The organism is Streptomyces sp. NPDC059895 (assembly GCF_042731035.1).
GTDB lineage: Bacteria > Actinomycetota > Actinomycetes > Streptomycetales > Streptomycetaceae > Streptomyces.
Window position 1 is genome coordinate 58888 of the sequence record NZ_JBHWKO010000012.1, and the last position, 24984, is coordinate 83871.

General features: G+C 73.6%; 17 protein-coding genes. 5 read left to right on the forward strand and 12 right to left on the reverse strand.

The features are described 5' to 3' along the window. Window positions 1–2169 carry a hypothetical protein gene (locus ACFV9M_RS16600; protein WP_385063237.1) on the forward strand — a complete coding sequence of 723 codons (2169 nt, stop codon included), beginning with the start codon at window positions 1–3 and terminating at the stop codon, window positions 2167–2169. A 68-nt stretch (window positions 2170–2237) separates the two neighbouring features. Here the strand turns inward: ACFV9M_RS16600 and ACFV9M_RS16605 are convergent, their stop codons facing one another. Beyond that, window positions 2238–3098, reverse strand: a complete 861-nt coding sequence (locus tag ACFV9M_RS16605; protein ID WP_385063239.1) for a helix-turn-helix transcriptional regulator — start codon at window positions 3096–3098, stop codon at window positions 2238–2240. Between the two features lie 126 nt (window positions 3099–3224). Between ACFV9M_RS16605 and ACFV9M_RS16610 the strand changes: the two genes are divergently transcribed. Next, complete coding sequence (locus tag ACFV9M_RS16610; protein ID WP_385063241.1) at window positions 3225–4220, forward strand: aldo/keto reductase; 996 nt, start codon at window positions 3225–3227, stop codon at window positions 4218–4220. 357 nt (window positions 4221–4577) lie between these two features. Here ACFV9M_RS16610 and ACFV9M_RS16615 read toward each other — a convergent pair whose 3' ends face one another. Beyond that, on the reverse strand, window positions 4578–5120 hold the full coding sequence (locus tag ACFV9M_RS16615) for a MarR family winged helix-turn-helix transcriptional regulator (RefSeq protein WP_385063242.1): 543 nt from the start codon (window positions 5118–5120) through the stop codon (window positions 4578–4580). Between the two features lie 154 nt (window positions 5121–5274). Here ACFV9M_RS16615 and ACFV9M_RS16620 point away from each other — a divergent pair, with 154 nt between their 5' ends. Continuing rightward, on the forward strand, window positions 5275–6450 hold the full coding sequence (locus ACFV9M_RS16620) for a spore photoproduct lyase family protein (protein WP_385063244.1): 1176 nt from the start codon (window positions 5275–5277) through the stop codon (window positions 6448–6450). Between the two features lie 114 nt (window positions 6451–6564). Here the strand turns inward: ACFV9M_RS16620 and ACFV9M_RS16625 are convergent, their stop codons facing one another. Then, window positions 6565–7635, reverse strand: a complete 1071-nt coding sequence (locus ACFV9M_RS16625) for a MerR family transcriptional regulator (RefSeq protein ID WP_385063245.1) — start codon at window positions 7633–7635, stop codon at window positions 6565–6567. Window positions 7636–7705: 70 nt separating this feature from the next. Between ACFV9M_RS16625 and ACFV9M_RS16630 the strand changes: the two genes are divergently transcribed. Together ACFV9M_RS16630 and ACFV9M_RS16635 are read left to right on the forward strand one after the other, a co-directional pair. Continuing rightward, window positions 7706–9424: a protein kinase gene (locus tag ACFV9M_RS16630; protein ID WP_385063247.1), complete on the forward strand. Its 1719-nt coding sequence runs from the start codon at window positions 7706–7708 to the stop codon at window positions 9422–9424. A 163-nt stretch (window positions 9425–9587) separates the two neighbouring features. Continuing rightward, entirely contained in the window at window positions 9588–10823 is a 1236-nt protein-coding gene (locus tag ACFV9M_RS16635; protein ID WP_385063418.1) for an MFS transporter, read from the forward strand. A 61-nt stretch (window positions 10824–10884) separates the two neighbouring features. On the opposite strand, the gene fxsT (ACFV9M_RS16640) is transcribed toward ACFV9M_RS16635, so the two are convergent. From fxsT (ACFV9M_RS16640) to ACFV9M_RS16680, 9 genes are all read right to left on the reverse strand, one after another. After that, on the reverse strand, window positions 10885–14238 hold the full coding sequence (gene fxsT / locus ACFV9M_RS16640) for an FxSxx-COOH system tetratricopeptide repeat protein (protein WP_385063249.1): 3354 nt from the start codon (window positions 14236–14238) through the stop codon (window positions 10885–10887). After that, window positions 14235–15536, reverse strand: a complete 1302-nt coding sequence (locus tag ACFV9M_RS16645) for a CHAT domain-containing protein (protein ID WP_385063250.1) — start codon at window positions 15534–15536, stop codon at window positions 14235–14237. The genes fxsT (ACFV9M_RS16640) and ACFV9M_RS16645 overlap by 4 nt, the downstream gene beginning before the upstream one ends. Then, window positions 15526–17436, reverse strand: a complete 1911-nt coding sequence (locus ACFV9M_RS16650; RefSeq protein WP_385063252.1) for a hypothetical protein — start codon at window positions 17434–17436, stop codon at window positions 15526–15528. Before ACFV9M_RS16650 ends, ACFV9M_RS16645 begins: the two co-directional genes overlap by 11 nt. Further along, window positions 17433–18365 (reverse strand): AAA family ATPase, encoded by a 933-nt coding sequence (locus ACFV9M_RS16655; protein WP_385063253.1) that lies wholly within the window; start codon window positions 18363–18365, stop codon window positions 17433–17435. The genes ACFV9M_RS16650 and ACFV9M_RS16655 overlap by 4 nt, the downstream gene beginning before the upstream one ends. Next, on the reverse strand, window positions 18362–18727 hold the full coding sequence (locus ACFV9M_RS16660; protein WP_385063254.1) for a CU044_2847 family protein: 366 nt from the start codon (window positions 18725–18727) through the stop codon (window positions 18362–18364). Before ACFV9M_RS16660 ends, ACFV9M_RS16655 begins: the two co-directional genes overlap by 4 nt. A gap of 15 nt (window positions 18728–18742) precedes the next feature. Then, window positions 18743–20032: an FxsB family cyclophane-forming radical SAM/SPASM peptide maturase gene (locus tag ACFV9M_RS16665; protein WP_385063256.1), complete on the reverse strand. Its 1290-nt coding sequence runs from the start codon at window positions 20030–20032 to the stop codon at window positions 18743–18745. Beyond that, window positions 20029–20208 carry a YxD-tail cyclophane-containing RiPP peptide gene (locus ACFV9M_RS16670; RefSeq protein ID WP_385063257.1) on the reverse strand — a complete coding sequence of 60 codons (180 nt, stop codon included), beginning with the start codon at window positions 20206–20208 and terminating at the stop codon, window positions 20029–20031. Before ACFV9M_RS16670 ends, ACFV9M_RS16665 begins: the two co-directional genes overlap by 4 nt. A gap of 316 nt (window positions 20209–20524) precedes the next feature. Then, window positions 20525–23518 (reverse strand): FxSxx-COOH system tetratricopeptide repeat protein, encoded by a 2994-nt coding sequence (fxsT, locus tag ACFV9M_RS16675; protein ID WP_385063258.1) that lies wholly within the window; start codon window positions 23516–23518, stop codon window positions 20525–20527. Window positions 23519–23686: 168 nt separating this feature from the next. After that, complete coding sequence (locus tag ACFV9M_RS16680) at window positions 23687–24946, reverse strand: FxsB family cyclophane-forming radical SAM/SPASM peptide maturase (protein WP_385063259.1); 1260 nt, start codon at window positions 24944–24946, stop codon at window positions 23687–23689. Between the last annotated feature and the right edge of the window lie 38 nt (window positions 24947–24984).

Genomic DNA, 24984 nt, shown 5'->3' on the forward strand with positions numbered 1-24984 from the left:
ATGACCCTCTCCCTGGCGCCTCCGCCCCTGCTCGCCCGTCTGTCCATTCGTCTGCGTCACCCGCTGGTCCTCGCCGCCGGCGCCGCGTTGCTGGCCACCGGCGTCGGCGCCGCGCTCGTCGCCGCCGCGGGAGCCGATCCCCTCACGGCCTGGGCCGCCCTCGAGGAGGGCACGTTCGGCTCGCCGTACTCCGTCGGCAGTTCCCTCAACTCCGCCGCCGTGCTCGCGCTCATCGCCACCGGCTTCAGCGTCGCCCACCGCGCGGGCCTGGTGAACGCCGGCGGAGAGGGGCAGTTGTGCGCGGGCGGGCTGGCCGCCGCCGCGAGCGGGCTGGCCATGCCCGCGCACGTGCCGGCCGTGATCGGCGTGCCGTCGACGCTCCTGGCCGGGTTCCTCGCGGGTGCCGCGTGGGCGTCCGTCGCCGCCGTGCTCAGGGCCCGGCGGGGAACCAGCGAGGTCATCACGACCCTGCTGCTGAACTTCGTCGGTGTGGGTGCCGTATCGGTGGCAGTGCACGAGGAGGGGCTGCTGCGGCAGCCGGTGACCTCGTCGGAGACCCTCCCCCAGTCGCAGCCGCTGCCGCCCGGTGCCCGACTTCCCCTGCTCACCGGTCCCGAGTCACCCGCGACCGCGATCGTCGTCGTCGCGGTGGCCGCAGTGGTCGTCACCGGTGTGGTGCTGCGGTTCACGGGTGTCGGCCTGCGGCTGAAGTCGGTCGGGCACTCGCCCGCCGCGTCGGCGCGGCTGGGTCTGCCGGTGGCCCGCCTCCAGGAGTCCGCACTCGGTGTGGCGGGCGGTCTCGCCGGGCTCGCGGGCGCCTGCCTGGTCGCGACCGCCCCGTATGTGCTCGCCGAGCACTTCTCCTCCGGATACGGCTTCTCCGGGCTCGTGGTGGGCCTGCTCGCCCGCGGCTCGCTGGTCGCGATGGCCGCCGTCTCCCTGCTGCTGGGCTTCCTCACCAGCGGCGGCATCAACCTCCAGCTCGCCGCCGGGGTCCCCGCGTCGTCCGTGCAGATCGTGCAGAGCGTGCTGGTGCTGCTGATCGCCGCGGCGATGCTGTGGAGCACCCAGCCCCCGGCCGCACCCGATTCCATCCACCCGCCACCCGTCGCCGCCGCCACCCGTCGCCGCCGCCACTCCAGCCACCCGCCCCACGTACCGGAGACCCCCACGATGACCCTGATCCTGAACCGCTCCGACATCCACGGCCTCCTCGACCACGCCACCGCAGCGGTGGAGGCGGCGGTGGAGCAGGCCCACCGCGACCTCGCCCGGGGGCTGGCCGCGCTGCCGGCGCCGCCCGCCCTGAGCGTCCCCGGCTCGGACGGTGTCTTCCTGCCCATGACGTCCGTCTCCTCGCCGGCCGGTCTGGCGACGGTCAAACTCCTCGCGGACCTGCCCGGCAACCGGGAGCGGGGCCTGCCCGCGCAGCGCTCGGCCGTGCTGGCGCTGTCCGCGCGGAACGGCGCCGTGGCGGCCGTGCTGGACGGGGCCCTGGTCACCCGTTACCGCACGGCCGCCGCGACGGCCGTCGCCACCCGGGCGCTCGCCCGCGAGGACGCGCGCGTGCTCGGGCTGATCGGGACGGGGCCCCTGGCCCTGGCCCACGTGCGGGCGCTGCTGACCGTCCGGGACTGGACGTCGGTTCTGGTCTGGGGGCGCACTCCGGCGCACGGCGCCGCCCTCGTCGACCGCGTCACGCGGGAGCTGGGGCTGCGGGCCGAACTGCTCGCCGGTCCCTGTCAGGTCACCGAGGCGGCGGACGTCCTGTGCACCCTCACCCCGTCCCGTGAGCCGGTGGTCGAGGGTGCCTGGCTGCGGCCGGGACAGCACGTCAACGCGGTGGGGGCACCGCCCCGGCCCGACCACCGCGAGATCGACACGGAGGGTGTCGTCCGCGCGCGCGTGGTCGTCGACTCCTTCGCGACCGCCCGCCACAAGTCGGGGGAGGTCCTGATCCCGCTGGCCGAAGGCGCCCTGGCCGAGGGCGACTTCGCCACCGAACTGGGACACGTCCTGGAGGGGCTGGCCCCGGGCCGCACGTCCGCCGACGACATCACGCTCTTCGACTCGGTGGGCGTGGGGCTTCAGGACCTGGCCGTGACGCGTCTCCTCATCGACCTCGCCACCGCGTCCGGTGCGGGGACGCGCATCGACCTGGCCGCGTGAACCCGTGGGAGGCCCCGGCGGCGTGGCCGGCACGCCGCCGGGGCCGCCGGGGCCTCCGACGGGCCGTCTCACCGCAAGGGCGTCTCCGCCGTCCCGGTGGGGAAGTCCTCGACGCCGAGCACCCGCAGCAGCTCCAGCCGCTCGCGGGTCTCGGTGTCCGCCGGGGTGAACACCAGCAGCAGCTGACCCCGGTCGGGCGTGACCAGCGTCTCGCAGTCCATCAGCAGGCGGCCCACCCGTGGGTGCACCAGTGTCTTGCGGTCGGTGCGCCGGACCGCCACCTCGTGCTCGGACCAGAGCCGGCGGAAGTCCGCGCTCGCGGCCCGCAACCGGTCGACGAGCCCGTCGACCGTGGGGTCGCCGGACCGGCGGCCGGCTGCCGCGCGCAGGTCGGCCACGAACTGGCGGGCGTGGTGCTCGTGCTCCTCGGGCGGGTGGACGGCGCGGGTGGCGGGGTCGGTGAACCAGCGGTACACGAGGTAGCGCCGGTCGCCGGAGAAGGAGGTGAGGTCGCCAGCCAGCAGGACGGCCGCCCGGTTCTGGGCGAGGACCTCGCCCAGGTCGGACAGGACCAGGGCCGGGGTGTCGCCGAGCAGGTCGAGCATGCGCATCAGGCCCGCGCGGGCCAGGCGGGCCACCCCGTCGGCGGGCGGGGGCCGGTGGCCGGCCAGGTGGAACAGGTGGTCGCGTTCGTCGTCGGAGAGGCGCAACGCCCGGGCGAGCGCGCCGAGCAGCTGGGGCGAGGGCTGACTGCTGCGGCCCTGCTCGAGGCGCACGACGTAGTCCACCGACATGCCGGCGAGCAGGGCCACCTCTTCCCGGCGCAGACCGGTGGTGCGGCGGCGGGGGCCGTCCGCGATGCCGACCTCGGCCGGGCGGATCGCCTCGCGGCGGCGGCGCAGGAAGTCGGCGAGCTGGTCACGTTGCATGTCCCCATGGTCCCTGGCGGCGGGCAGCCGAGCCAGGGAGCGGCTCTCCCATGATGAACGCTCCGCTCCCGCACGCCGCGGCCCGGGCGCAGGGTGGGTGACGGATCGACGAGTGAGGAGAACGTCATGCAGGTACGGACCCTGGGCAGCACCGGCCCGGCCGTTTCCACGCTGGGCCTGGGTGCGATGGGCATGTCGGGCGCGTACGGCGCGGCCGACCGCGCGGAGAGCATCGCCACCGTGCACGCCGCGCTGGAGGCCGGTGTCACGCTGATCGACACCGGCGACTTCTACGGCATGGGCCACAACGAGCTGCTGCTCTCGGAGGCGCTGCGCGGCCGGGACCGGGACGGCTACCGGCTGAGCGTCAAGTTCGGCGCGCTGCGGGGACCGGGCCACGAGTTCGGCGGGTACGACGGCCGTCCCGAGGCGGTGAAGAACTTCCTGGCCCACTCGCTGACCCGGCTGGGCACCGACCACGTCGACGTCTACCGTCCCGCCCGGCTGGATCCGGCGGTACCGGTCGAGGAGACCGTGGGCGCGATCAAGGAGATGATCGACGCCGGCCATGTGCGGCACGTCGGCCTCTCGGAGGTCGACGCGGCGACGATCCGCCGCGCCCACGCCGTGCACCCGATCGCCGACCTCCAGATCGAGTACTCGCTGGTCTCCCGCGCGGTGGAGGCGGACGTCCTGCCCACGCTGCGGGAGCTCGGCATCGGCCTGACCGCGTACGGCGTTCTCGGCCGCGGCCTCATCTCCGGGCACTGGACCGCCGGCCGCACCGCCGGCCCCGGCGACTTCCGCGGTGTCAGCCCGCGGTTCGCGAGCGGGAACGTGGAACACAACCTCGCCCTCGTGGAGGCTCTGCGCCGGGTGGCGGAGGCGAAGGGGTGCACCGTCGCCCAGCTCGCCATCGCCTGGGTGGCCGCACAGGGGGAGGACATCGTGCCGCTGGTCGGCGCCCGCACCCGGGAGCGGCTGGCGGAGGCGCTGCCCGCGGCCGGGCTCGGTCTCACCGCGGACGACCTCGCCGAGATCGAGAAGGCCGTGCCGGCGGGCTCGGCGCGCGGAGACCGGTACCCGTCGGCGTTCATGTCGGACCTCGGCGTCGGGAACTGAGTCCCGTTCCGCCGGGCACCGGCGACCTGTGCTGCTGCTCGCTCCCGGTGTGGTCGATCACCGGAGGCGGCTGACCCGCCGGTCGTGGCCGGAGCCGCCCGCGCCCAGTGCACCTGGGGCGCGGGCGGTTCCGCGTGCGGCGGCTGCCGCGGGACCGACGGCGTCGAGGGACCGCCGCGGCTCCCCCGCCACCCGATCCGAACCGACAGGCCTCAGGGCGACACCTCCTCCAGCCTCCGGCCGGCCGTCTCCTCCGCGCAGACGCCCGCGACGACGGCGCCGACGAGGGAGACGGCGGCCAGGGTGGCGGACGCCGGCCGTGCCGTTCTCCGCCCGCACCCACACCTGCACCTGCACCTACGCCCCCGCCTCCGCCCCCGCCCCCGCCGAGGCCACGATGGAACGCTCCAGCTTCGACAGCAGCCGCGCCAGTTGGCGCCGCTCGGCCGGCGACAGTCCCGCCAGCATCCGGCGCTCGTTGTCCAGGTGCTCGGAGAACACCTCGTCCACCTTGGCCAGCCCGGCGTCGGTCAGCCGCGAGTAGACGACACGGCGGTCGCCGGCGTCCCGTTCCCGCACGAGGAAACCGTCCTTCTCCAGCCTGTCGATGCGCAGGGTCACCCCCGCCGAGGAGATCAGGCCCGAGTCCGCGAGCTGCCCGGCGGTCAGCCGGTAGGGCTCACCGGCCCGGCGCAGCGCGGTGAGCACGTCGAAGCCGGCCACCGCCAGACCGTGCCGTTCGATGGCGGCGGCCAGTTCGGTGTTGTAGCGCAGGAAGCTGCGGTGCAGTCTGGCCAGCACCTCCAGCGGGGACGTGTCCAACTCGGGCCGCTCCCGGGCCCAGTCCTCGATGATCGCCGCGACGGCATCCTGCTGGGCCACCGCCTTCTTCCCCGCCATGACCGCCCCTCCCTACGTCACCCGCTCCGCCGACCACTCACCGAAATCTTAGCCCTGAAATATTCCGCCCGACGCCCCACCGGCACGCGGCGCCGTACAGTGGGAGACGGGGTCTCGTCCCGCACCTCTTCGCATCAGGCGTCCCGGAGCACTCATGAACCACCCCTCCACCGCCCCGGACGACGGCTCCGGAACCCTGTTCGGGCTCGACGCCCTCGGTCCCGGGCCGGCCGCGGCCGGTGCGGGCCCGTTCTTCCGGGACTCCGCCGCGGCCCGCCGTCTGCTGCCCGTACGGGAGATCCACGCCGAACCCGCGGCGGCCGCCTCGCCGCGCGGCCGGCAGGTCATCGCCCGGTTCCCCGAAGCACGGGTGATCACGGTCGGCTCCCACTGGCGCATCCCCGGACTGCACGGCAACGAGGGCAACATCGAGCGCTGGGTCCGCGTCAAGGGCGAGACGCTGGTCCTGGGCGAGAGGAAGACGCTCACCACGCGCCCCAACGGCCGGTCCGCGGACTGGATCGCCCCGGGCGCCTCCAACGGCTGCGCCATGGCCTGCGCCTACTGCTACGTGCCGCGGCGCAAGGGGTACGCCAATCCCGTCACCGTCTTCACCAACGTCGAGCGGATCGTCGCCCACCTGGCCCGGCACATCGCGCGGCAGGGCCGCAAGCCCGAGCCGAACCAGTGCGACGCCGAGTCCTGGGTGTACGACGTCGGCGAGAACGGCGACTGCTCGGTGGACGCCCTGATCTGCGACAACACCGCGGATCTCGTGCACGCCTTCCGGCAGTGGCCGACCGCGAAGGCGTCGTTCGCCACCAAGTTCGTCAATCCCGACCTGCTCCGCCTCGACCCGCGCGGCCGGACCCGGATCCGCTTCTCGCTGATGCCGCCGGACGACTCCCGGCTGCTGGACGTGCGCACCTCACCGGTCGCCGAGCGCATCGCCGCCGCCGCGGACTTCCTGGACGCCGGCTACGAGGTGCACTTCAACCTCTCCCCCGTGGTCGTCCGCCCCGGCTGGCAGGACGCCTGGGCCGAGCTGCTGCGGCACCTCGACGACGTCCTGCCGCCGCGGGTGAAGCGCCAGGCCGCCGCCGAGGTGATCATGCTCACGCACAACCGGGAGCTGCACGAGGTCAACCTCGGCTGGCATCCCCGTGCCGAGGAGGTCCTGTGGCGGCCGGAACTCCAGCAGGCCAAGCGCTCCGAGAACGGCGCCCTCAACGTCCGCTACCGCAACGAGGTCAAGGCCGAGGCGGTGGACGCCCTCCGTGCCCTGATCGGCCTCCACGCGCCCTGGCTGCGCATCCGGTACGCCTTCTGAGCCCCGCGTGCGGGACTTGCGCTGACCGGCCGGGGTCCGGCGCGGCACCGCCCCGTCGTGGTGGCCCGCCGCGTGGACCGGTGGCCAGGCGAGCGGTCCGGCCGCGCCGTCCCGTCAGGCGGGGTGGAGGGAGTCGACCGGCATGGCCAGGGTGGTGAGGTCGCCGCGGTCGGCGGAGCGGATCGTGACGGGCCGGGCGTCTCCCCTCAGGTCGAGCATCACGTCGGGGCCGATCGCGGTGCTCACGGCGGGATAGAGGGTGGTCAGCTCGAACCGGACCCGGAGGGGACGCCCCGTCGCGGTGGCGGGGAGCCGGATGCCGGGGTGTCCGTCGTCCGCCGACGCGACGTTCACCTCGTCGTCGGCGACGTGCAGCGCGACACGTTCGCCCGGCTGGTCCTCCAGGGCTCGCAGGAGCAGTTCCTTGGAGACCGTCGCACGGGTGGTGACCTCGTCCAGCGACGCGAGCATCAGCCGGTGGTCGGGGAACGCGTCGGACAGCAGCCGGCAGTGCCGGTCCTCCCGGTCGGTCACGCGGAGCCGGATCCCGTGCGACACCGCTTCGAGCCGCACCAGCGCACTGCGGCGGATCCCGGCGGCCGCGGCCCGCAGATCGTCTCCGTCGACCGTGCCGGCCCATGTCCGCGTCGGCGGTTCGACCGGCACCAGCGTGCGCGTGGAGGGCCGGTACCGGTCCGTCGCGGTCAGGGTGACCGCCTCGTGATCCGCCTCGATGCGCAGGCCGGCGAGGACCGGCATCCCGGGCTCGTGCGTGGCCGCCGTCAGGACCTGCTCGACCGCGTCGGCCAGCACGGGCCCCTTCAGCGCCGCGATCACAAGGCCCGGCACGTCACCGAGCGCGGACCTGACGACGGCGGCCTTCCGCTGTGCCGCCGCCGCGTTCCCGACGACCTCGGACACGTGCTCGTCGAGAAGCCGGGACGCCTCCTCGGCCCCGGCCCCGAGGACCGACTCGACAGCGGCGAGGGGCATGGCGATCTCACGGAGCTGCCGCAGCAGGGTCGCCCGGCCCAGCTGGTCGGCGCTGTAGTAGCGGTAGCCCGAGACCGGGTCGACCTCGGCGGGCGGCAGCAGCCCGGAGTCGGCGTAGAACCGCAACGCGCCGGCGGTCAGACCGCTGCGTTGGGCGAAGGCCCCGATCGGCATCAGTTCATTGTTCGGCACGTCGCCATCATCGGGTTTCGACCGACCCGAAGGTCAACAGCGGGGCGGGGTCTGCCGATAGGGTCGTCCCATGCCCAATGCGCGTCGTGTCGTGGTGTTGACGGCCACAGTGGTCGAGTACGCGGCGGTACTGGAACTGCTGGAGAGCAAGGACCCGTTGAACTCGGTCTCGGGGGCGCCGTACACGGTCGGCCACCTCACCGTCGCGTCGGCGACCTGGGAGACATGGGTGGCGTGCATCGGGCAGGGCAACGTGAACGCCGCGTTGCAGGCCAGTCAGGCCATCCAGGACCTCCGGCCGCGACTGATCGTGTTCCTCGGTACGGCGGGCGGACTGAAGGAAGGCGTGCGCCTGGGGGATGTCGTCTTCGCGACGAAGGTCTACGGGTACGAGACCGGCAAGCAGACCGACGAGCGGATGCTCGCCCGCCCCGACATCGCCCTCGCGGATGCCCGGACCGTGGGTTTCGCACGCCGGATCGCCGCGTCCGGGAAGTGGCGCCCCGTCAGGGCCGCGTCCGGCGACGGACTGGAGTCGCCGTGGGTGCACGTGGAGCCCATCGCCGCGGGTGAGAAGATCCAGGCGGGACAGCGGGGGGAGTTCCGGGATCATCTGCGCGCGTCGTTCAACGACGCCGTCGCCGTGGAGATGGAAGGGCTGGGGTTCCTGACCGCGGCCCGGCAGTGGAGCGGTGTGCCGGCCATGGTGATCCGCGGGGTCTCCGATCTCCTCGCCGACAAGTCGCCCGGCCAGGACGAACGGGTGCAGCCGGTCGCGTGCCGCAACGCGGCCCGCTTCCTGGGCGATCTGCTGGGTGACCTCGCGTCCGACGAGCCGTCCTCCCCGAACGGTCACCGACAGCGAACCGAGCTGGCCCGCAGCATGTTCGATCCGCTGACCTTCGTACCCGCCGACGCCTCCGACAGCAGGGCGACCCTCAGTCGCGGCGATCTGCCCCTGGTCGACCTGACCGGAGCCACGGTGGGGCCCGGGTACCTGCTTCTGCGCGAGATCGGCCGGGGGTCCCTGAACGCCGTCTGGGAGGCGGAGGAGCGGGCGTTCGGACGCACGCTGAACCGTGTGGCGGTCAAACTGCAACCGCCGGACACGACGAAGCGCTACCGGTACTTCACCCGTGAGGCGGCCACCATGGCCGGGTTCGACAGCCCCTACGTGATTCCCTACCGTGCGGCCGGAACGGAGGCGTCGGGGCCGCTCAAGGGGTGGAGCTACATCGTCACCGGGCTGGCCGACGGCTCGCTCCGTGACTGGATCGACGAGGAGCCGCTGAAGGACGACGGGTTGACCGCCATGCTGCTCGACCTCGCCCGGGCACTGCGCCACCTCCACCGCCGGCGGCTCGTCCACGGCGATGTCAAACCGGCCAACATCCTGCGCTACGGGCAGCGCTGGGTGCTGGGGGACTTCGGTCTCACACAGCCGACGGGAGCTCAGGAGCCGGAGGGCACCCTGGGCTACATGGCCCCCGAGCGTTTCGACGGAAGGGTGATCAGCGCCAACGACGTGTACTCCTTCGCGGTCACCGCGGTGGTCGCGGCGTGCGGTACCTGGCGCAACGAACGCCGCACGGTGGACAGCACCGTGGGCAGGGTGGCCGCCTACCTCTCCACCAACGAGCGGCGGAGGCCCGAATACGACCGCGAAGCGTTCCCGCAGGAATTCTGGCGCGTCCTCGACATGTGTTTCGCCAAGGACCCACGGGATCGCCCCACCATGGAGAACGTGATCGACTGTCTCGAACGGACCGTGCGGCCCGACCGGTCCTGATTCCCGGTTCCACGACCCGAACGCCCCAGGACAAGGCCGCCCGCGGTTGTGGCCGCGACGACGACCGCGCGGCGGCCCGGGCCTCCCTGCCGGGCGGGCGGGTCCCTACGATGTTTGCGTGAACATCAGACAGGAGCGGGAACTCAGCGGGGACACGGGGCGGATGCCCGTCGCACTGGTCGCGCTCGCGCTCGGCAGTTTCGGGATCGGTCTGACCGAGTTCGTGATCGCGGGCCTGCTGCCCCAGGTGAGCCGCAGCCTGGACGTCTCCGAGGCCGCGGCCGGATGGCTCATCTCGGGATACGCCCTGAGCGTCGCGATCGGCGCGATCCTGCTGACCGCCGCCACCACGCGCCTTCCCCGCAAGACCGTTCTCGTGGGACTCGTGGTGCTGTTCGTCCTCGGCAACCTGCTGTCCGCCGTCGCGCCCACCTACACCGTGGCGCTGCTCGGCCGTGTCGTCGCCGCCCTGTGCCACGGCTCCTTCTTCGGTATCGGCTCGCTCGTCGCCCGCCGTCTCGTCCCGCCGGAGCGGGCCTCGCGCGCGGTCGCCGTGATGTTCGCCGGGCTGACGGTCGCCAACGTGCTGGGCGTGCCGTTCGGCGCTCTCGTCGGTGAACGCTGGGGCTGGCGCGCCACGTTCTGGGCGATCACCGGGATCGGTGTGCTGGCCGTGGCCGCCATCGCCGTGTGGGTGCCGGCCTGGGCGGGCGCCGTGGACGAGTCCCACCGGGCGGCCGGCCTGCGCCTCCAGCTGCGCGCCTTCCGCTCCTGGCAGGTCTGGCTGACCCTGGCCGCCACCGCTCTCGGCTACGGCGGCATGTTCGGGGCGTTCAGCTACATCGCGTACACCTTCACCGAGGTCACCGGCTTCGCCGGCTCCGACGTCGCCTGGCTGCTCGTCGTCTACGGCAGCGGCCTGGTGATCGGCAACATCGCCGGGGGCCGGGCGGCCGACCGTGACCGCGACCGCACACTGATCGCGTCCCTGGCGGGACTCGCCGCCACGCTCACGGCGTTCGGGCTGATGGCCGACGGGCGGGTCGCGTCGGTGGTCCTGGTCTTCCTGATGGGTGTCTTCGGGTTCGCGAGCGTCCCCGGCATGATCACCCGTGTCACGGACGCCGCCGGCGGCGCGCCGCTCGCCGCCGGCGCCAACGTCTCCGCCTCCAACGTCGGCAACGCCCTGGGCGCCTGGCTCGGCGGCCTCGCGATCAGCGCCGGCCTGGGCTACACGGCGCCGCTGTACGTGGGCGCGGCGATCGTGGCGCTCGGCCTCGCCGTGATGGTGGTCGCCGCGCGCACCGGGCGTGCCGCCTCACCCTCACCGGCCGGCCCCGACGGGGCGGCGGGTCGCTCCCGGCCGGACTCGGAGCGCCCCCACAGCCCGAGCCGGTAGCCCGCCGCGCCGGCCCACCGCCTCGGCCGGCCCGTCCCGGCCCGTTCGACCCACCGGTGCGTCAGATCGGTTGGGGCTCGAAGTCCCAGTGCGGCGGGGCCTCGGCCTCGGCGGTCAGGGCCCGCTCGCAGGCCTCCGTCAGCGGGTGGCCTTCCGGCATCGCCCGGCGCGCCCGCCGCAGGGTGTCGTGGCGCAGCTCGGCGGCAGCGGCGGGCCGGTCCGCCAGCCGATGGGCCGCGGCGACGTTGAGCGCGCAGCCGAGCGTCCAGGGATGGTCGGGACCCACCGCGCCGGTCATGCCGCGCAGGGCCTGGAGCAGGAGTCGCTGGGCGGCGCGCCGGTCGTCGGTCCGCCAGCGCAGGAGGCCCAGGTTGCCCGACGCGCCCACCGTGTAGGGGTGGTCGTCGCCGAGGAGGTGGCGGTAGCCCTCGGCGACCAGCACCGCCAGGTCGGCCGACTCCCCCACGTCTCCGTGCTCGCGCAGGAAGGTGCCGTAGTCGGACTGCACCATGAGGGTGGTGGGGTGGCGTGCGCCCTGGAGCTGGAGGCACCGCCCGACGAGTCCGCGCAGCAGGTCCGCCGCGCCGGAGGCGTCGCCGGTTCGGCGCAGGCACAGGGCGTGGTTGTGCAGGGCGGCCAGGGTCTGGGGGTGGTGGTCGCCCATGGTCTGCCGGTGCAGCCGGTAGTTGGCCTCCTGGAGCGCCGTGGCTTCCCCGTGCCGGCCCAGGAGCCGGAGCGAGCGGGCGTAGGTCAGACTGCTGAGGAGGGTCAGCGGATCGTCCGGGGCGAGGAGCCGCTCGCGCAGCCTCAGCAGCTCCAGGTGGACGGCGGCCGCTTCCCGGTAGCGGCCGAGGAGGCCGAGAGCGGTGCCGAGGTTCGCCAGTGAGCTCTGGGTGCGGGGGGCTTCCGGGCCGGCCAGTTCCTCGTAGGCGCGCCAGACCTCGTCGAAGAGCTGGTGTGCCTCGGTGAAGAGGCCCAGTGCCATCAGGGAGCCGCCGAGCCCGTACTTGGCGCGGAGCAGGTCGCCGTCGTCGGGCCCGCGCTCCTCGGCGAGCTGCTCGACGACGGCCCGGCCGACGGCCTCCGCCTCCCGGTAGCGGCCGCACCGCCGCAGCATGTTGGCGTGCTGGTGCACCAGCACGAGCATCGACGGATGCGTCGGCGGCAGTCTCAGCCGCCAGCGGGCCAGCACCTGTTCGCACAGGGTGAGTCCGGTGCTCTCCTCGTCGCGCAGGCGCAGGTACTCGATGCAGTTCAGGACCAGGTCCCGTACCGGGCCCGCCGTGTTCTCGAGCGCGCCCGACGGGTACAGGTGCGGCAGCAGTTCGGCGTACACCGGCCACGACCGTACGTCGGACGGCCGCCGCGGGTCGGCCGAGACCAGTACCCGGCAGGCGACGGCGGACAGCTCGTCGCGGTCGGCGGGCGACAGGGCGCGGCGCAGGAAGCGGTGGTAGAGGTGGTGCATCTCCACGCTGTCCACGTAGGGCTCGTGGTCGGCTGTCTGTACGTAGTCCATCCGCACGGCCGTCGACTCCGACAGGCGGGTCAGCGCCTCGTGCCAGCGCACCGGATCGGCGGCCAGTTCGCCGAGGCGGTGCGGGAGGTCGCCGGGGCGGGCGTGCCGGAGCCGCCGTACGGGAATGGAGCCCGGGGAGAACATGGCGAACAGGTGCAGCAGTTCGGCTGCCTCGGGGTGGGCCTCGCGGAGGGTGTCGAGCGTGAGGGACCAGCTGGTCTGGAAGCCCATCGGGTAGTCGGCGGAGACCTGGATGCCGATCTGGTTGGCCTCCCCGCCCCGGATCAGCTCCGTGTAGTCCCGCGCGGGCATGGGGTTGGCGTCGAGCCAGGCGGCCGTCTGGGCGAGCAGCAGCGGCAGGTCCTGCACCGCGTCGGCGAGCTGGTCGGCCTCCTCCTCGGTCAGGCGGGGGGCGCGGCGGCGGACGTACGCGACGCTCTCGGGGCGGTGGAAGGGGGGCACCTCGACCTCGGTGACACCGCCGGAGGCCGCCCAGTCCTGGCGGAGCGTGGTGATCAGGACGTGTCCGGTGCCCTCCGGGACCAGGTCCTCGACCTGTTCCATGTCGTCCGCGCTGTCCAGCACCAGCAGCCAGCGCCGGTAGGGCCGGCCCGTCCGGAACGCCTCGTGGACGGCTCGGATCCGCTCGCCCGGCTCCGGTCCCACCGGCAGCCGCAGCGGGAGCGTGAGCTGGGCGATCCGCTCGCGGGCGGGGGCCCGGGAGAGGGCGGTGACGAACCAGACGACGTCGTAGCTGGTGCCGAACCGGTGGGCGTACTCGATGGCAATCTGGCTCTTGCCGACACCGGCGATGCCCCGCAGGGCCACGCGTGCTCCGCGTGCGCCGCTCTCCTCGAAGCGGGCGTGCAGTTCCTCAAGGACCGCGTCGCGTCCCGTGAAGTGCAGGTTTCTGCGTGGCACGTTCCACACCGCCGGTGGCGCGTCCGGGAAGCGGGGGGCGCCGGGAGTGTCGTCGTCCGGGTCGAGGGGGGTCCGCCGGATGCCGAGCGCGGTCAGCAGCCGCCGGAGCGCCTCGGCGGGATCGAGGCCGTGCAGGTCCGGGGGGCCCAGGGGGACGGCCGCTTCCGGCAGTATGCGGGTGGAGAGGTTGACCACCGCGAAGCGGTCCGCGTGCGGCACGACCACCGAGCGCAGCGCCTCCTCCCACTCCTGGTCGTCGCGCCGGCCGAGGCGCAGGAAGGTGTCGTCGAGGAGCAGCAGGACGCGGCCCGGGGCGGTGAGGAACTCGGTGAGCAGGTGGGTCAGGGGAACTCCGGGCGGCGGGTCCCAGCGCAGCAGCGCGGTGCGGCAGCCGTGGCGTCTCAGCTGGTGCGCGGTCCAGGTGGCCCACGCCCAGCGGGGCCCGGCGTAGCAGACGGTGATGTGGTCCGGTGACCAGACGTCGGGTGCCTCGGACGGGCGGCGGCCGGAGCGCTGCGCGGGGACGGCGGCGGGCGACCGGCCGAAGGCGGGGTGCGCGGGCCTGCCGTTCAGCGCGGGGACCACCACCTGGCTCTGTCCGCCGACGGGGGCGTCCGCCCTGATGTCGCTGGGCAGTTCGACGGTGCGTACGGGTACTCCCCAGCGGTTGCTGATGGTCAGCCAGATCGTGGCCGGGCCGAGTATGTGGTCGGCGGTGACCAGGAACCGGGCCGGCCCGTAGGTGCCTCCGAAGCGGTGGAGGACGACGGTGGGGTCGCTCAGGGCCGCGCACACGAACTGCGGTGTCCCGTCGAGGGCGATGCCGAAGTCGAACTCCTCCTCCTCGTAGGGCCAGTTGTCCGCTCCGACGGGTCCCCCGAGGTCGACGGTGACGAGGAAGGTCGAACCGGGTCGCGCGGTGCGGGGCCAGCCCACCAGGGGTTCCACCATCAGTGCCGCGGGATCACCGTTCATGCCCGTGCCTCCTGCACTCGGACGGTCAGCCGGAGCGTGGTGAGCGGGTGCCCGAAGTACAGGAACATGAAGCTGTACAGGAAGGGCAGGATCAGCCGCTGCCCCTCGGCGTCGACCTTTTCGTCGTCGCCGAACAGGTGCGGCAGCGGATCGGGTATCCGGGCCGCCGCCGCGGCGCGGAACCTGCGCAGTGCCTGAGCCACCGGCAGGTCCGGGTCCTCGCAGAGCAGGCCGACCAGTTCGTGGACGAGGGTGTGCGCGACGTCGTCGCCGACGCGTCCGGAGGTGGCGATGCAGCCGCCGGCGCCCTTGCGCAGGAACAGCTCGGCGAATCCGCGCAGGGCGTTCTCCCCGCGCTGGGTGTTGCGGACGGAGCGGGCGGAGTGGCAGGCGTTGAGGCAGACCAGGGTGCGTCCGTCGCTCAGCGCGGGCATGGGCTGCCGGTTGAGTTCGCTCCAGGTGACGGTGCCGATCCTGAGGTCGGTGACGTGCTGCCCGTAGGTGGCGTGGCAGCCCATGTAGACCAGGCCGGCGTCGAGGTCGCCGCGGGCCAGCTCGCCGAGGAAGGTGCGGGTGCTGCCGTAGTGGCCGGTGTGTTCGAAGTTCTGGAACACGCCGACGTCACGGCGCATCTCCGTGGCGTAGTAGCCCAGTACGCCGCCGGTGCAGGACGCCGGTTCGCTGAAGGGTGTGGTGCCCGCCTTGCGGATGGTGGTCCAGCGCACCACCGTCACCAGGGCGCCCAGGATGCCGGCGTCCAGCCCGCGGCCGTCGTCCTCGGTGAGGTGCAGCAGTTCCCAGGGGATGTTGTAGTCGGTGTCGTCCCAGATGACCAGGTGCAGCTCTGTTCCGTGCCGGGCGCGCAGTCCGTTGATCCAGCGGACCAGGTCCTCCTGGCCTTCCGACCAGTCGGCGACGGCCAGCAGCAGTTCGCTCGGTGCGACACCGTCCTTGTGCAGGTTGTCCAGGGTGATTCCGCTCGGTCTGAGCCGGGTGTCCTCGGAGTCGAGCGTCAGCCGTACGTCCTCGCTGTGGCCGGTGAGCCAGAACATCTCCTGCCCGAGTCCGTCGTGGGCCCGGTGCACCGACAGCTTGGCGAAGCCTTCGGGCAGCCGTTCGTCGGGGTTCACGGGTGCCGGCGTGAGCGGCACGAGGTCGTAGGACTCCGTCACGTGCTCGGGGATCGCGGTCGGGCGGGGCGCGGTGAGCGGCTCGGGCATCGGCACGGTGCCGCGCAGGCCGGGGCCCTGGGGGACGGCCCCGCCCAGGCCCAGGTGCCCGGGCACGTCAGCGGACACGCTGTCCCCCTCGCGTGGTGCGTCCGGCGACCGTGATGCCGCCCAGTGCGTCGGCGAGCAGGAACGTGAGGTCGGGGTGGGGCCGGCGGGCCGCGTCGACGACCACGGCGTGCAGGCGCATCCGGCCCATGGCGCCGATGCGGCCGGCCGCGGCCAGCGCGTCCTCGATGCCGGTGCGTCGCACGGGTCCGTGCAGCCGTCCGGCGACGCTGGCGTCCAGCGGCACGTTGCCGCGCCCGTCGGACACCACGACCAGCCACGCCTCCACCAGGTTGGACCGCTGTCGGAAGGCCCGGCGCAGCAACTGGTCGGTGATGGCCAGTCCGTGGGCGAGCGGGCTGCTGCGTCCGGGGGCCCGGTCGAGGGCGTGGCCGACGCGTGGGTCCAGGACGCTGCGCGCGAGGAAGTGGTCGGCGCGCAGTTCGTGCTCCGCGGTGCGGCCGCCGACTTCGACCGCGCAGACCGAGGCCCGGCCGGTGTAGGCCCACTGGAGGTAGGGGGCGAGGGCGGGCCGCCAGTCCCAGCCGCGCCGGCAGGTGTGGTCGAGCACCAGCACCAGCATGCGTTCGGCCACCGGCAGGCGTGCGTAGCTGCGGAAGTCGGCGGGCAGGACCACCAGCCGTCCGGTACCGGGTGCGCGCAGCGCCCGCCGGGCGGGCAGGTTCTGGTGCTTGGCGGCCTCCATCGCGGTGGCGACGAACGCGAGGTCGCGCACCGCGGTGGCGGACCGCACCCCGATCACCGGGCCGCGTGCGGTGCTCGGTTCCGGGCGCCGCTGCCAGGGGATGCGGAGGGGGGCGAACTCCCTCAGGAGCTGTGGGTCGTCCTCCGGGTAGGGGGAGCGCCGTCCCTCGCCCGTGTCGGCGGCGAAGGTGTCCAGCGTCTCGGTGGGACTCGCCGGCAGGGCCACCGCGGGGCCGGCCGCGGGTGGGCCGCTCTCCTCCCCAGGAAGGTCGGGCCTCGGTGGCTCGGGCTGCGGCGGGCCGTCACCGGGGGCGTCGGACGGGCCGGGTGCGCCGTCCGGGAAGGGGCCGGTGCCGGGCTGCGGTGCGGGCCGGGCGGCCACGCCGATCAGGCGCGCCGCCTCGTCGACGCGGTCGGTGTCGCAGCCGGCGGCGTCCGCGAGGACGGCCAGGGCGCGGGCGAGCCGGGCCAGCGCGATCGGCCGGCGGCCGCTGGTGCCGGCTTCGAACATGCTCACCGCGTGCGTGGCGGCCTCCTCGGTCAGCGGGCAGGCGGTGCCGCGTCGCGCGGTGAGCGCGGTCCGCCACTGCTCGGGCACCTCGCCGAACCCGGGGTCGGGGTCTCGTCCGGCCAGGGCGCTGAGCACCCGCTCCGGTCCGGAGGAGGCGCGTCGCAGGCCCGCGGCGTTCAGCCGGATCGGGAAGCGGTCCAGCAGGTGCGGGGACAGCTGGTTGACGTCCGCCTCGCGGCAGGCGGCGAGCCAGCGCGCCCGCGGCCGCCAGCGGGCCCGGAAGCCGGAGCGCTCCACGGCGGCGACGTCCGCGCCGAGCAGGTGGACGGCCGCCCGCATGCCGGGGAGGCTGAGCCTCGCCAGGTCGGGCACCACCACCAGCGCGGACGCCTCGTCCCGGGTGTCCACCAGCGGTCCCGGCTCCAGCGAGAACGCGGCCCCGCTGTCGTCGTGGCGCAGGGTGGGCCGCAGCCACAGCTCGTCGTCCCCGGTGACCGAGCCGAGCGTCGTACGGCGCACCGGGCGGCCGTCGCGCAGCCGCAGGAGGCGGGCGAAGGCGTCGGTCACCGGGGCCAGCATCTCCGGCTCCAGGTCGAACAGCAGGACGCCGTCCAGGCCGGGGCCCAGCGCGGAGCAGGCCAGCACCTGCAGCAGCCGGTGCCGCCGGGCGTCCGCGGGCCGCCGCAACTGCACCGGCCCCGTCATCCCACTAGCCTGTCGAGCAGTTCGGACTCCTCCTCGGTCCACTCGACGGGGCCGCCGTGCGCCGCCTCGGGGCGGCGGTGGCGCAGCGCGAGTGGCACGACCCGCCGCACATGGTGGGCGCCGACCTCGTCCGCCTCCTCGAAGGCGGCCAGGGCGCGGGCCGCCCAGGCGGTGACGACCTCGCCGCGGTGGCCCACCGCTCGCAACTTGGTGGCCACGTCGGCGCACAGTTGCGCGATGTCCTCGCCGAGCCGTACGTCCTTGACGGCCTCCCTGGCCCGTCCCAGCCGCTCGCACAGCGCCCGGTCCGCCGCGAGCCCCTCGGCCAGCCAGGCGGAGTCGGTGTCCGCCTCGTCGTCGAAGCGCAGGACGGCCAGCACCATGGCCCGGCGTTCTTCCTGGGTGAGTTCGGACACGGTCACCATCAGCCCGAACCGGTCGAGCAACTGCGGGCGGAGCCCGCCCTCCTCGGGGTTCATGGTGCCGACGAGTCCGAAACCGACGTTGCGTACGGTGTCGATGGCCTCCCGCTGCACCGACAGCACGCCGGTCGACACCACGTCGAGGATGATGTTGACGATGTGGTCGTCCAGCAGGTTGACCTCGTCGATGTACAGCATCCCCTTCTCGCCGGCCTCTTCGAGCAGTCCGCGCTGGGTGCGGGCCTCGCCCCGCATCAGGGCGTCGAGTTCCCAGCCGCCGAGGACCCGGTCGTCCGTGGCGTTGATGGGCAACGTGACGGGCAGCTCGCCCCGGGTCATCAGCGAGAACGCCCTGACGGCGGTGGACTTGGCCGTGCCGCGCTGGCCGCTGACGAGGACGCCGCCGATCCGGGGCGCGACGTAGTTGAGCTCGAGGGCGAGCTTCAGCTCGGACTGGCCCACCACCTGGGCGTAGGGCAGGATGCGCACGCCGTCGCCGGGTGTCACGAGGTGCCGCCCGGCTTCCAGCGGAACGTCACCTGGAGCTGGGCCTCGGCCTTCGACTTCACCAGCACCGCCCCGAGTTCGGCGTCCAGCCTGATGGCCAGTTGGAGCTCCACCTCGTCGGGCTTGAGTCCTTCGCCGAACTCGCCGATGCGCTGCGCGGCCTGCACGGCGCAGCGCCGGGCGAGGTCGAGACCGTCGTCGTAGACGTCGCGGGCGGTGCGCACCACGCGGTCCGCCACCGACTGCCGGGTCCTCACCCCGTCGAAGACATCGTCGAGATCGGATTCCGCCGGCACCGAGTCGACCTCGACGAGGACCGATTCCCCCAGGCCACCCGCGGCCACGCGTGTCACGATCGCCATGCGGCACTTCCCCCGTCAGTGAGCCGGCTCCCTCTGCCCCTCCTTGTTTACTCTTCCCAGTTCCGGCGCGTCGCCAACAAGCGTGAAATCGTGCCGGGTTGACGGGAAAGACTCCGTGGGGCGGCGGTCGGCGGCGGAGCGGACCCGGCCGGCGACGTGCCGGATGAGGCGCTCCAGGTCGGCGCAGTACACGGACGGGTTGCGGAAACCGTCGTCGGACCGGTAGCGGTGCGCGTAGTTGCCGCCGCCGCACACCTCCACCAGCGGGCAGCCCAGGCAGTCCGGGGCGAGTGCGGCACGGCCCAGTTGCCGCGCCACCACGCCGGGGTGGTCGAGGACGTCGTCGAAGGTGTGCCGGAAGACGCTGCATCCGGTGGCGGGCGCGCCCTCGTAGGCGGTCTTGAGGGAGTCGACCTGCTCGATGGCGCCGTCGGTGTCGACGACCACGGCGACCACGGGTGAGTTGCCCACCGCCTCGGCGCGGCCCGGCAGGCCGAGCAGCAGGGCGATGATCTCGTGGAACAGGCGGACCGGGACGGTGCGGCCGGTGGCGGTGAACCACAGGTCGAACACCTGGATGAGCCAGTCGGCGTAGGGGTGCGAGCCCGGGGCGTGCGGCGGGGAGGTCCAGTTGGCGTGGGGTAACAGCAGGTCCATGGAGGGCGGCCGGAAGGCCGTGAGCGAGGTGTACACCTCCGTGGGATCGGTGCGCGGGTCGACCACGGTGAGGATGCCGGCGTACGCCTCCGGGTACCGGCGCAGCACCCGCAGCCCGGCCGCCGCCGCAGCCCAGGAGGGGCGTCCCGCGTGGTCGTGGCGGCGGCGGTTCAGGCGCGGGGTGCCGCCGTCGAGGCTCACCCCGATCCGTACTCCGGCCGTGGCCAGTTCCCGTACCGCGGCGTCGGTGAGCAGGGTCGCGTTGGTCTGCACGCTGGCGTCGACGGCGCAGCGCCGGCCGCAGGCGGCGCGGACGGCCTCGCGTACCGCGGTGACGTAGCCGACCAGGTTGCCCGCCCCGGCCAGCAGGGGCTCGCCCCCGTGCAGATTGATCTGGAGGGAGGGCAGGTCGTGCGCCGCAGCGTGCTGGGCGATGGCCGCCGCGGTGCGCCGGACCACCGCCGGGGAGACCCTGCGCGGGCGGCTGCGCCAGCTGCTGTCGGCGCCCGCGTAGACATAGCAGTAGCTACAGGCGAGGTTGCAGCGGCTGTGCACCTTCAGCACGAACTGCCGGAAGGGTACGGGCCGGACGCCGGAGCGCCGCAGTTCCGGGACGTCCAGTTCGTCGAGCGGCCAGCGGGCGGTCACTGTCGGTAGGGGCTGTCCTCGTAGAAGGCCATGGGGGGTTCCGCGCGGAGCGCCCGGGGCAGCAGGCCGGCGGCGACCGCCGCCAGCACCGGGTGCGACGACGTGCGGGACAGCGTCGTCAGGTCCAGGTCGGTCAGGTCGGGCAGCGCCGCGCCGTTCTCGCGTTCTCCCGGCATGGGTGGGCCGCCCCCATGTGTTCCCCGCACGCTCACCTCTCCAGGAAGGCCGAAGCCCCCCTTGGACAGGGGGCGCCGCCCATGCTAGCGGCCTGGCGACCGCTCCAGGTTTCACCCGGCCGCTCGGGGGGAACGGGGTGTTGACGCGTCGCCCGGATGCGCGGATGCGCGGATGCGCGGATGCCCGGATGCCCGGATGCCCGGATGCCCGGATGCCCGGATGCCCGGATGCCCGGATGCCCGGATGCCCGGATGCCCGGATGCCCGGATGCGCGGGGACGCGGGCCGGAGGCCGGACCGGCCGGCGGTCCGGCCGCTATGTGGGCAGTGGTTCGAAGTCCCAGTAGGGGCGTTCCCTGCGGCGGATCGAGATGGTGTGGGGGTGCTGGCCGCCGAGTGTCTCGGCGAGTTGCGTCAGTGCCTCCCTCTCGAGTTTGTCGGCCTCCTGGGTGCGGCGCATGCCGCGCAGGTCGCCGGCCAGGGCCGCCTTGCAGGACAGGGTCATGGGGTGGGTCTCCCCCATGACGGTCCGGGCCGTCTCCAGGGTCGTCCGGCTGAGCTCGGTGGCTCCCTCTTCGTCACCGGCCAGGCTGCGGGCGCCGCAGGTGTTGAGCGCGGCGCCGAGCGTCCAGGGGTGCGAGGGCCCGACGGCGGCGCTCATGGCGTTGAGCACCCGTTCCGCGACCGCCAGTGCCTCCTCGCGCTCCCCGTACTCCCACAGCACGAGGCCCACGTTGCCCGTGGTGCCCACCGAGTAGGGGTGGTCGCGGCCGGCCAGCGCGGCGTACTGCTCGGCCACGGTGGTCGCCAGTTCGCGCGCCTGGTCCAGGTCGCCGTGTTCCCGGAGGAACGTGGCGAAGTCGGCCTGCACCAGGAGCGAGTCGGGGTGGCGCGGGCCCTGCCGCTGCACGAAGCGCTCCACGACGCCGCGCATCAGCGACTCGGCCGCCAGCAGGTCTCCGTTGCGCCGTTTGCACAGGGCCAGGTTGTGTTCCGCGAACAGGGTCTGGGGCGTGTAGCGGTCCATGGCCTGGCGGTGTGCCCGGACGTTGAGCTCCTGCCGGGAGGTGGCCTCCGCGTAGCGTCCGAGCAGGCGCAGGTTCCAGGCGTAGAACATGCCGGTGCGCAGGGTGAGGTGGTGGCGGGGATGGAGCAGTCGCTCACGCAGCAGCAGGATGTCGCGGTGCAGTCCGAGTGATTCCTCGTAGCGGCCCAGCAGGCCGGTGACGACGGCGAGGTTGCCGCGGTCCTGAAGGGTGCGGGGCGCCTCGGGGCCGAGGCTGGTCGTGTAGGCCTGGACGCATTCCCGGAACATCCGGTGGGCCTCGTCGTAGCGGCCGAGCGACACCAGCGTGCCCGCCAGGCCGTTCATCGCCCGCAGCAGGTCGGGGTCGGCGGCGTCGCGGGTCTCGGCGAGCTGGTCGAGGACGGACCGGCCGACGGCCTCCGCCTCCAGGTAGCGGCCGCTGCGCCGGAGCATGTTGGCGTGGTCGTGGGTGAGGATCAGCATGTCCCGGTCCTCGGGGTCCAGCCGGGTCCGCCAGCGGACGACGGTCTGTTCGCACAGCCGCAGCGCGGCCCGGTTCTCACCCCGCACCCGCATGTACTCGACGCAGTTCAGGATGAGCCGGCGCACCACGGGCTCGGTGCTGTCCAGCGCGCCGGCCGTCTCCAGGTGGGAGATGAGCTCGGCGTAGCGGGGCCACTCACGGGTGTCGGTGGGCCGGCGCGGGTCGGCGCCCGCCAGCAGGGTGCAGGCGATGGCGGACAGCGACTCGCGGCGTTCCTCGGTGAGCGTGCTGAGCAGGAAGCTGTGGTAGAGGCGGTGCATGGAGACGCGTTCGACGACCGGCTCGGCGTCGGAGGACTCGACGTAGTCCAGGCGGACCGCCGTCGACTCCGACAGCCGGCGCAGCGCCGTGTGCCATCGGATCGGGTCCGCGGCCAGCGCGGCCAGATGGGCCGGCAGGTCGGAGGGGTGGGCGGCCTGCATGAGCCGGGCCGGGATGGCGTCCGGCGAGAACAGCGCGAACAGGTGCAGGAGCTCGACCGCCTCGGGATTGTTCTCCTGGAGCGTGTTCAGCGTTATCGACCAGCTCGTCTGGAAGCCCATCGGGTAGTCGACGGAGATCCGGATGCCGATCTGGCTGGCCTCACCGCGCCGGATCATGGAGATGTAGTCCTTGGCGGGCATGGCGTTGGCGTCCAGCCAGGCCGCGGTCTGCGCGAGCAGCAGCGGCAGGTCCTGCACTGCGTCCGCGAGCTGGTCGGCCTCGTCGTCGCTCAGCCGCGGGGCGCGGCGGCGTACGTAGGCGACGCTCTCGGGGCGGCGGAAGGGCTCGACCTCGATCTCGGTGACGCTGCCGGAGGCCGCCCAGTCCTGGGTGAGGGTGGTGATCAGGACGTGGCCGTTGCCCTCGGGCAGCAGGTCTTCGATCTGCTCCATCTCGTCGGCGCCGTCCAGGACGAGCAGCCAGCGCCGGTAGGGGTTCCCGGTGCGCAGCGACTCGTGGACGGCGCGGATCCGTTCGCCGAGCTCCTGGCCGACCGGCAGCTGGAGGGGCGGCGCGAGCTGGGCGAACTTCTCGCGGGCGGGGGCCCGGAAGCGGGCGCCGACGAACCACACGATGTCGTAGTCGTTGCCGAACCGGTGGGCGTACTCGATGGCGATCTGGCTCTTGCCGACGCCGGAGATGCCTCTCAGCGCGCAGCGGGAGCCGCTGTGGCCGCCCTGCTCGAAGCGGGCGTGGAGTTCCTCCAGGATGGCGTCGCGGCCGGTGAAGCGGACGTTGCGGCGGGGCACGTCCCACACCGACGGGGGGTCGTTGGGGAAGCGCGGCGCGGAGGCGCCGGACGGGCCCTCGGCCGTGCGCTGCTCGCCGGCCTCCAGGTCGAGGCGGCGCAGGATACGCCGTCGTGCCTCGCGGGAGTCCAGGTCGCGCAGGTCGACCGGGCGCAGCGGCGCGGCGGTGGCGGGCAGCGCGCGGGTCGCCACGCTCATCGCGGAGAACCGGTCCACGTGCGGCGGGACCACGTCGTGCAGCGCCTGCGTCCACTCGGCGTCCGTGCGCGGGCCCAGGGAGAAGTACCAGTCGTCGAGGACGAGCAGCACCCGTCCGGGAGCCTGGAGCAGGCTGCGCAGGGCGTCGGCGAGCGGCACCCGCAACGGCGGATCCCAGCGCAGCAGGGTCGTCTCGTGACCCAGCTGCTCGAGCTGGTGTGCGATCCAGGTGGCCCACGGCCGGTTGAACCCCGCATAGCTGATCGTGAAGTGCTCGTGGGACCCGGGGCCCTTGGACTTCTCGGCCATCCGACCGTCTCCCCCTCAACCGGAATGACTGCACCAGAACGTTTTGGGCGGATTTCTACGTGCACCATAGTCGATGCGCGGGCGGCGGGGCCGACGCTGCGTCAGTTATGGCCGATGTCGTCTCCGGCGGGCAGGAGGGAGGAGACGACGGAGACGACGGGCTGGGGTTCAGTCCGCGGGCATCACCGCGCTCAGCCGCCGCGCCGCGTGCCGCACGAGCCGTTCCAGGTCCGCGCAGTACACGGAAGGGTGACGGAAGCCCGTTCCGCGGGCGTAACGGTGTCCGTAGTTCCCGCCGCCGCACACCCGTCCCACCGGACAGGACCGGCACGTGTCCGCCAGCGCGTCGGAGCCGAGCTGGCGGGCGACGATGCCCGGATGGTCCAGCGCCTCGTCGAAGCCGTGCCGGAAGACGTCGAGCCCGGTGGCGGTGGCCCGGTGGTAGGCGACCTTGAGCGAGTCGATCTGCTCCAGTGCGCCGTCGGTGTCCACCACCACGGCGCAGGACGGCGACAGGCCGATCGACTCGGTGCTGCTGGGCACGCCCAGCAGCAGCGCCACGATCTCGGTGAACAGCCGGACCCTCGGCTGCTCCCCGTCGGACGCCGCGTCCCACCACAGGTCGAAGGCGGTGGCCAGCCAGTCACCGTAGGGAGTGGGCACCACCCGGGTGCGGGCCGCGTGCGGCGAGCGTTCGGGCAGGCCCGGCGGCGGGCTGGACCAGTTGGCGTGCGGAAGCAGGAGGTCCAGGCGGGGCGGGCGCATCGCGGCCAGGGAGGAGTACACCTCCGCGGGGTCGGCGGCGACGTCGATCGCGCACAGGACGCCGGCGTAGATCTCGGGGCGGTCGGCGAGCAGTCGCGCGGCCCGCGACGCCGTCGGCCAGGCGGGCCGGCCGGCGTGGTCGACGCGCCGCCAGTTGAGTGCGGCCGAACCGCCGTCCAGGCTGAGTCCGACCCGGATGCCCGCGTCGGAGAGCCGGTCCAGCACGCGCTCGGTGGCGAGGGTGCCGTTGGTCTGCACGGTGGCCCGCAACGCGGTGTGCGACGGCAGTGCCGCCCGTACCGCCGCCGTGTACGCCCGGGCGGTGTCGGCGCCGTTCAGGAGCGGTTCCCCGCCGTGCAGGTCGACCCGCACCTCGGTGAGCGCGTGCCGGGCGGCGTGCTCCGCGATCCGGCGGGCGGTCTGCCGCATCACGTCGAGCGGGACCCGGACCGGCCGGTCCCGCCAACTGGCGTCCTGGCCCTGGTAGATCACGCAGTACGTGCAGTCCAGGTTGCACCGGCTGTGCACCTTCAGGACGAACTGGCGGAACGGCAGGGGCCGGTGGCCCGCCTTCCGCGCGGCCGCCACGTCGAGTTCGGTGTGGGGCCAGGGTGCGTGGTCCCGGTCGGCCGTCCGCGCGTTCTCGTCCGGCGCGATGTGCATGGCGTCGCCTCCCATGACCTCGTCAGCTGCCCGCCTCA

Bases quoted from the DNA above. Each gene is read 5' to 3' on its own strand.
- ACFV9M_RS16635 (WP_385063418.1), top strand. From the start codon at position 9,588: ATGCCCGTCGCACTGGTCGCGCTCGCGCTCGGCAGTTTCGGGATCGGT.
- ACFV9M_RS16650 (WP_385063252.1), bottom strand. From the start codon at position 17,436: ATGACGGGGCCGGTGCAGTTGCGGCGGCCCGCGGACGCCCGGCGGCAC.
- fxsT (WP_385063258.1), bottom strand. From the start codon at position 23,518: ATGGCCGAGAAGTCCAAGGGCCCCGGGTCCCACGAGCACTTCACGATC.
- ACFV9M_RS16670 (WP_385063257.1), bottom strand. From the start codon at position 20,208: ATGCCGGGAGAACGCGAGAACGGCGCGGCGCTGCCCGACCTGACCGAC.
- ACFV9M_RS16680 (WP_385063259.1), bottom strand. From the start codon at position 24,946: ATGCACATCGCGCCGGACGAGAACGCGCGGACGGCCGACCGGGACCAC.
- ACFV9M_RS16615 (WP_385063242.1), bottom strand. From the start codon at position 5,120: ATGGCGGGGAAGAAGGCGGTGGCCCAGCAGGATGCCGTCGCGGCGATC.
- ACFV9M_RS16620 (WP_385063244.1), top strand. From the start codon at position 5,275: ATGAACCACCCCTCCACCGCCCCGGACGACGGCTCCGGAACCCTGTTC.
- fxsT (WP_385063249.1), bottom strand. From the start codon at position 14,238: ATGAACGGTGATCCCGCGGCACTGATGGTGGAACCCCTGGTGGGCTGG.
- ACFV9M_RS16630 (WP_385063247.1), top strand. From the start codon at position 7,706: ATGCCCAATGCGCGTCGTGTCGTGGTGTTGACGGCCACAGTGGTCGAG.
- ACFV9M_RS16605 (WP_385063239.1), bottom strand. From the start codon at position 3,098: ATGCAACGTGACCAGCTCGCCGACTTCCTGCGCCGCCGCCGCGAGGCG.
- ACFV9M_RS16600 (WP_385063237.1), top strand. From the start codon at position 1: ATGACCCTCTCCCTGGCGCCTCCGCCCCTGCTCGCCCGTCTGTCCATT.
- ACFV9M_RS16660 (WP_385063254.1), bottom strand. From the start codon at position 18,727: ATGGCGATCGTGACACGCGTGGCCGCGGGTGGCCTGGGGGAATCGGTC.
- ACFV9M_RS16610 (WP_385063241.1), top strand. From the start codon at position 3,225: ATGCAGGTACGGACCCTGGGCAGCACCGGCCCGGCCGTTTCCACGCTG.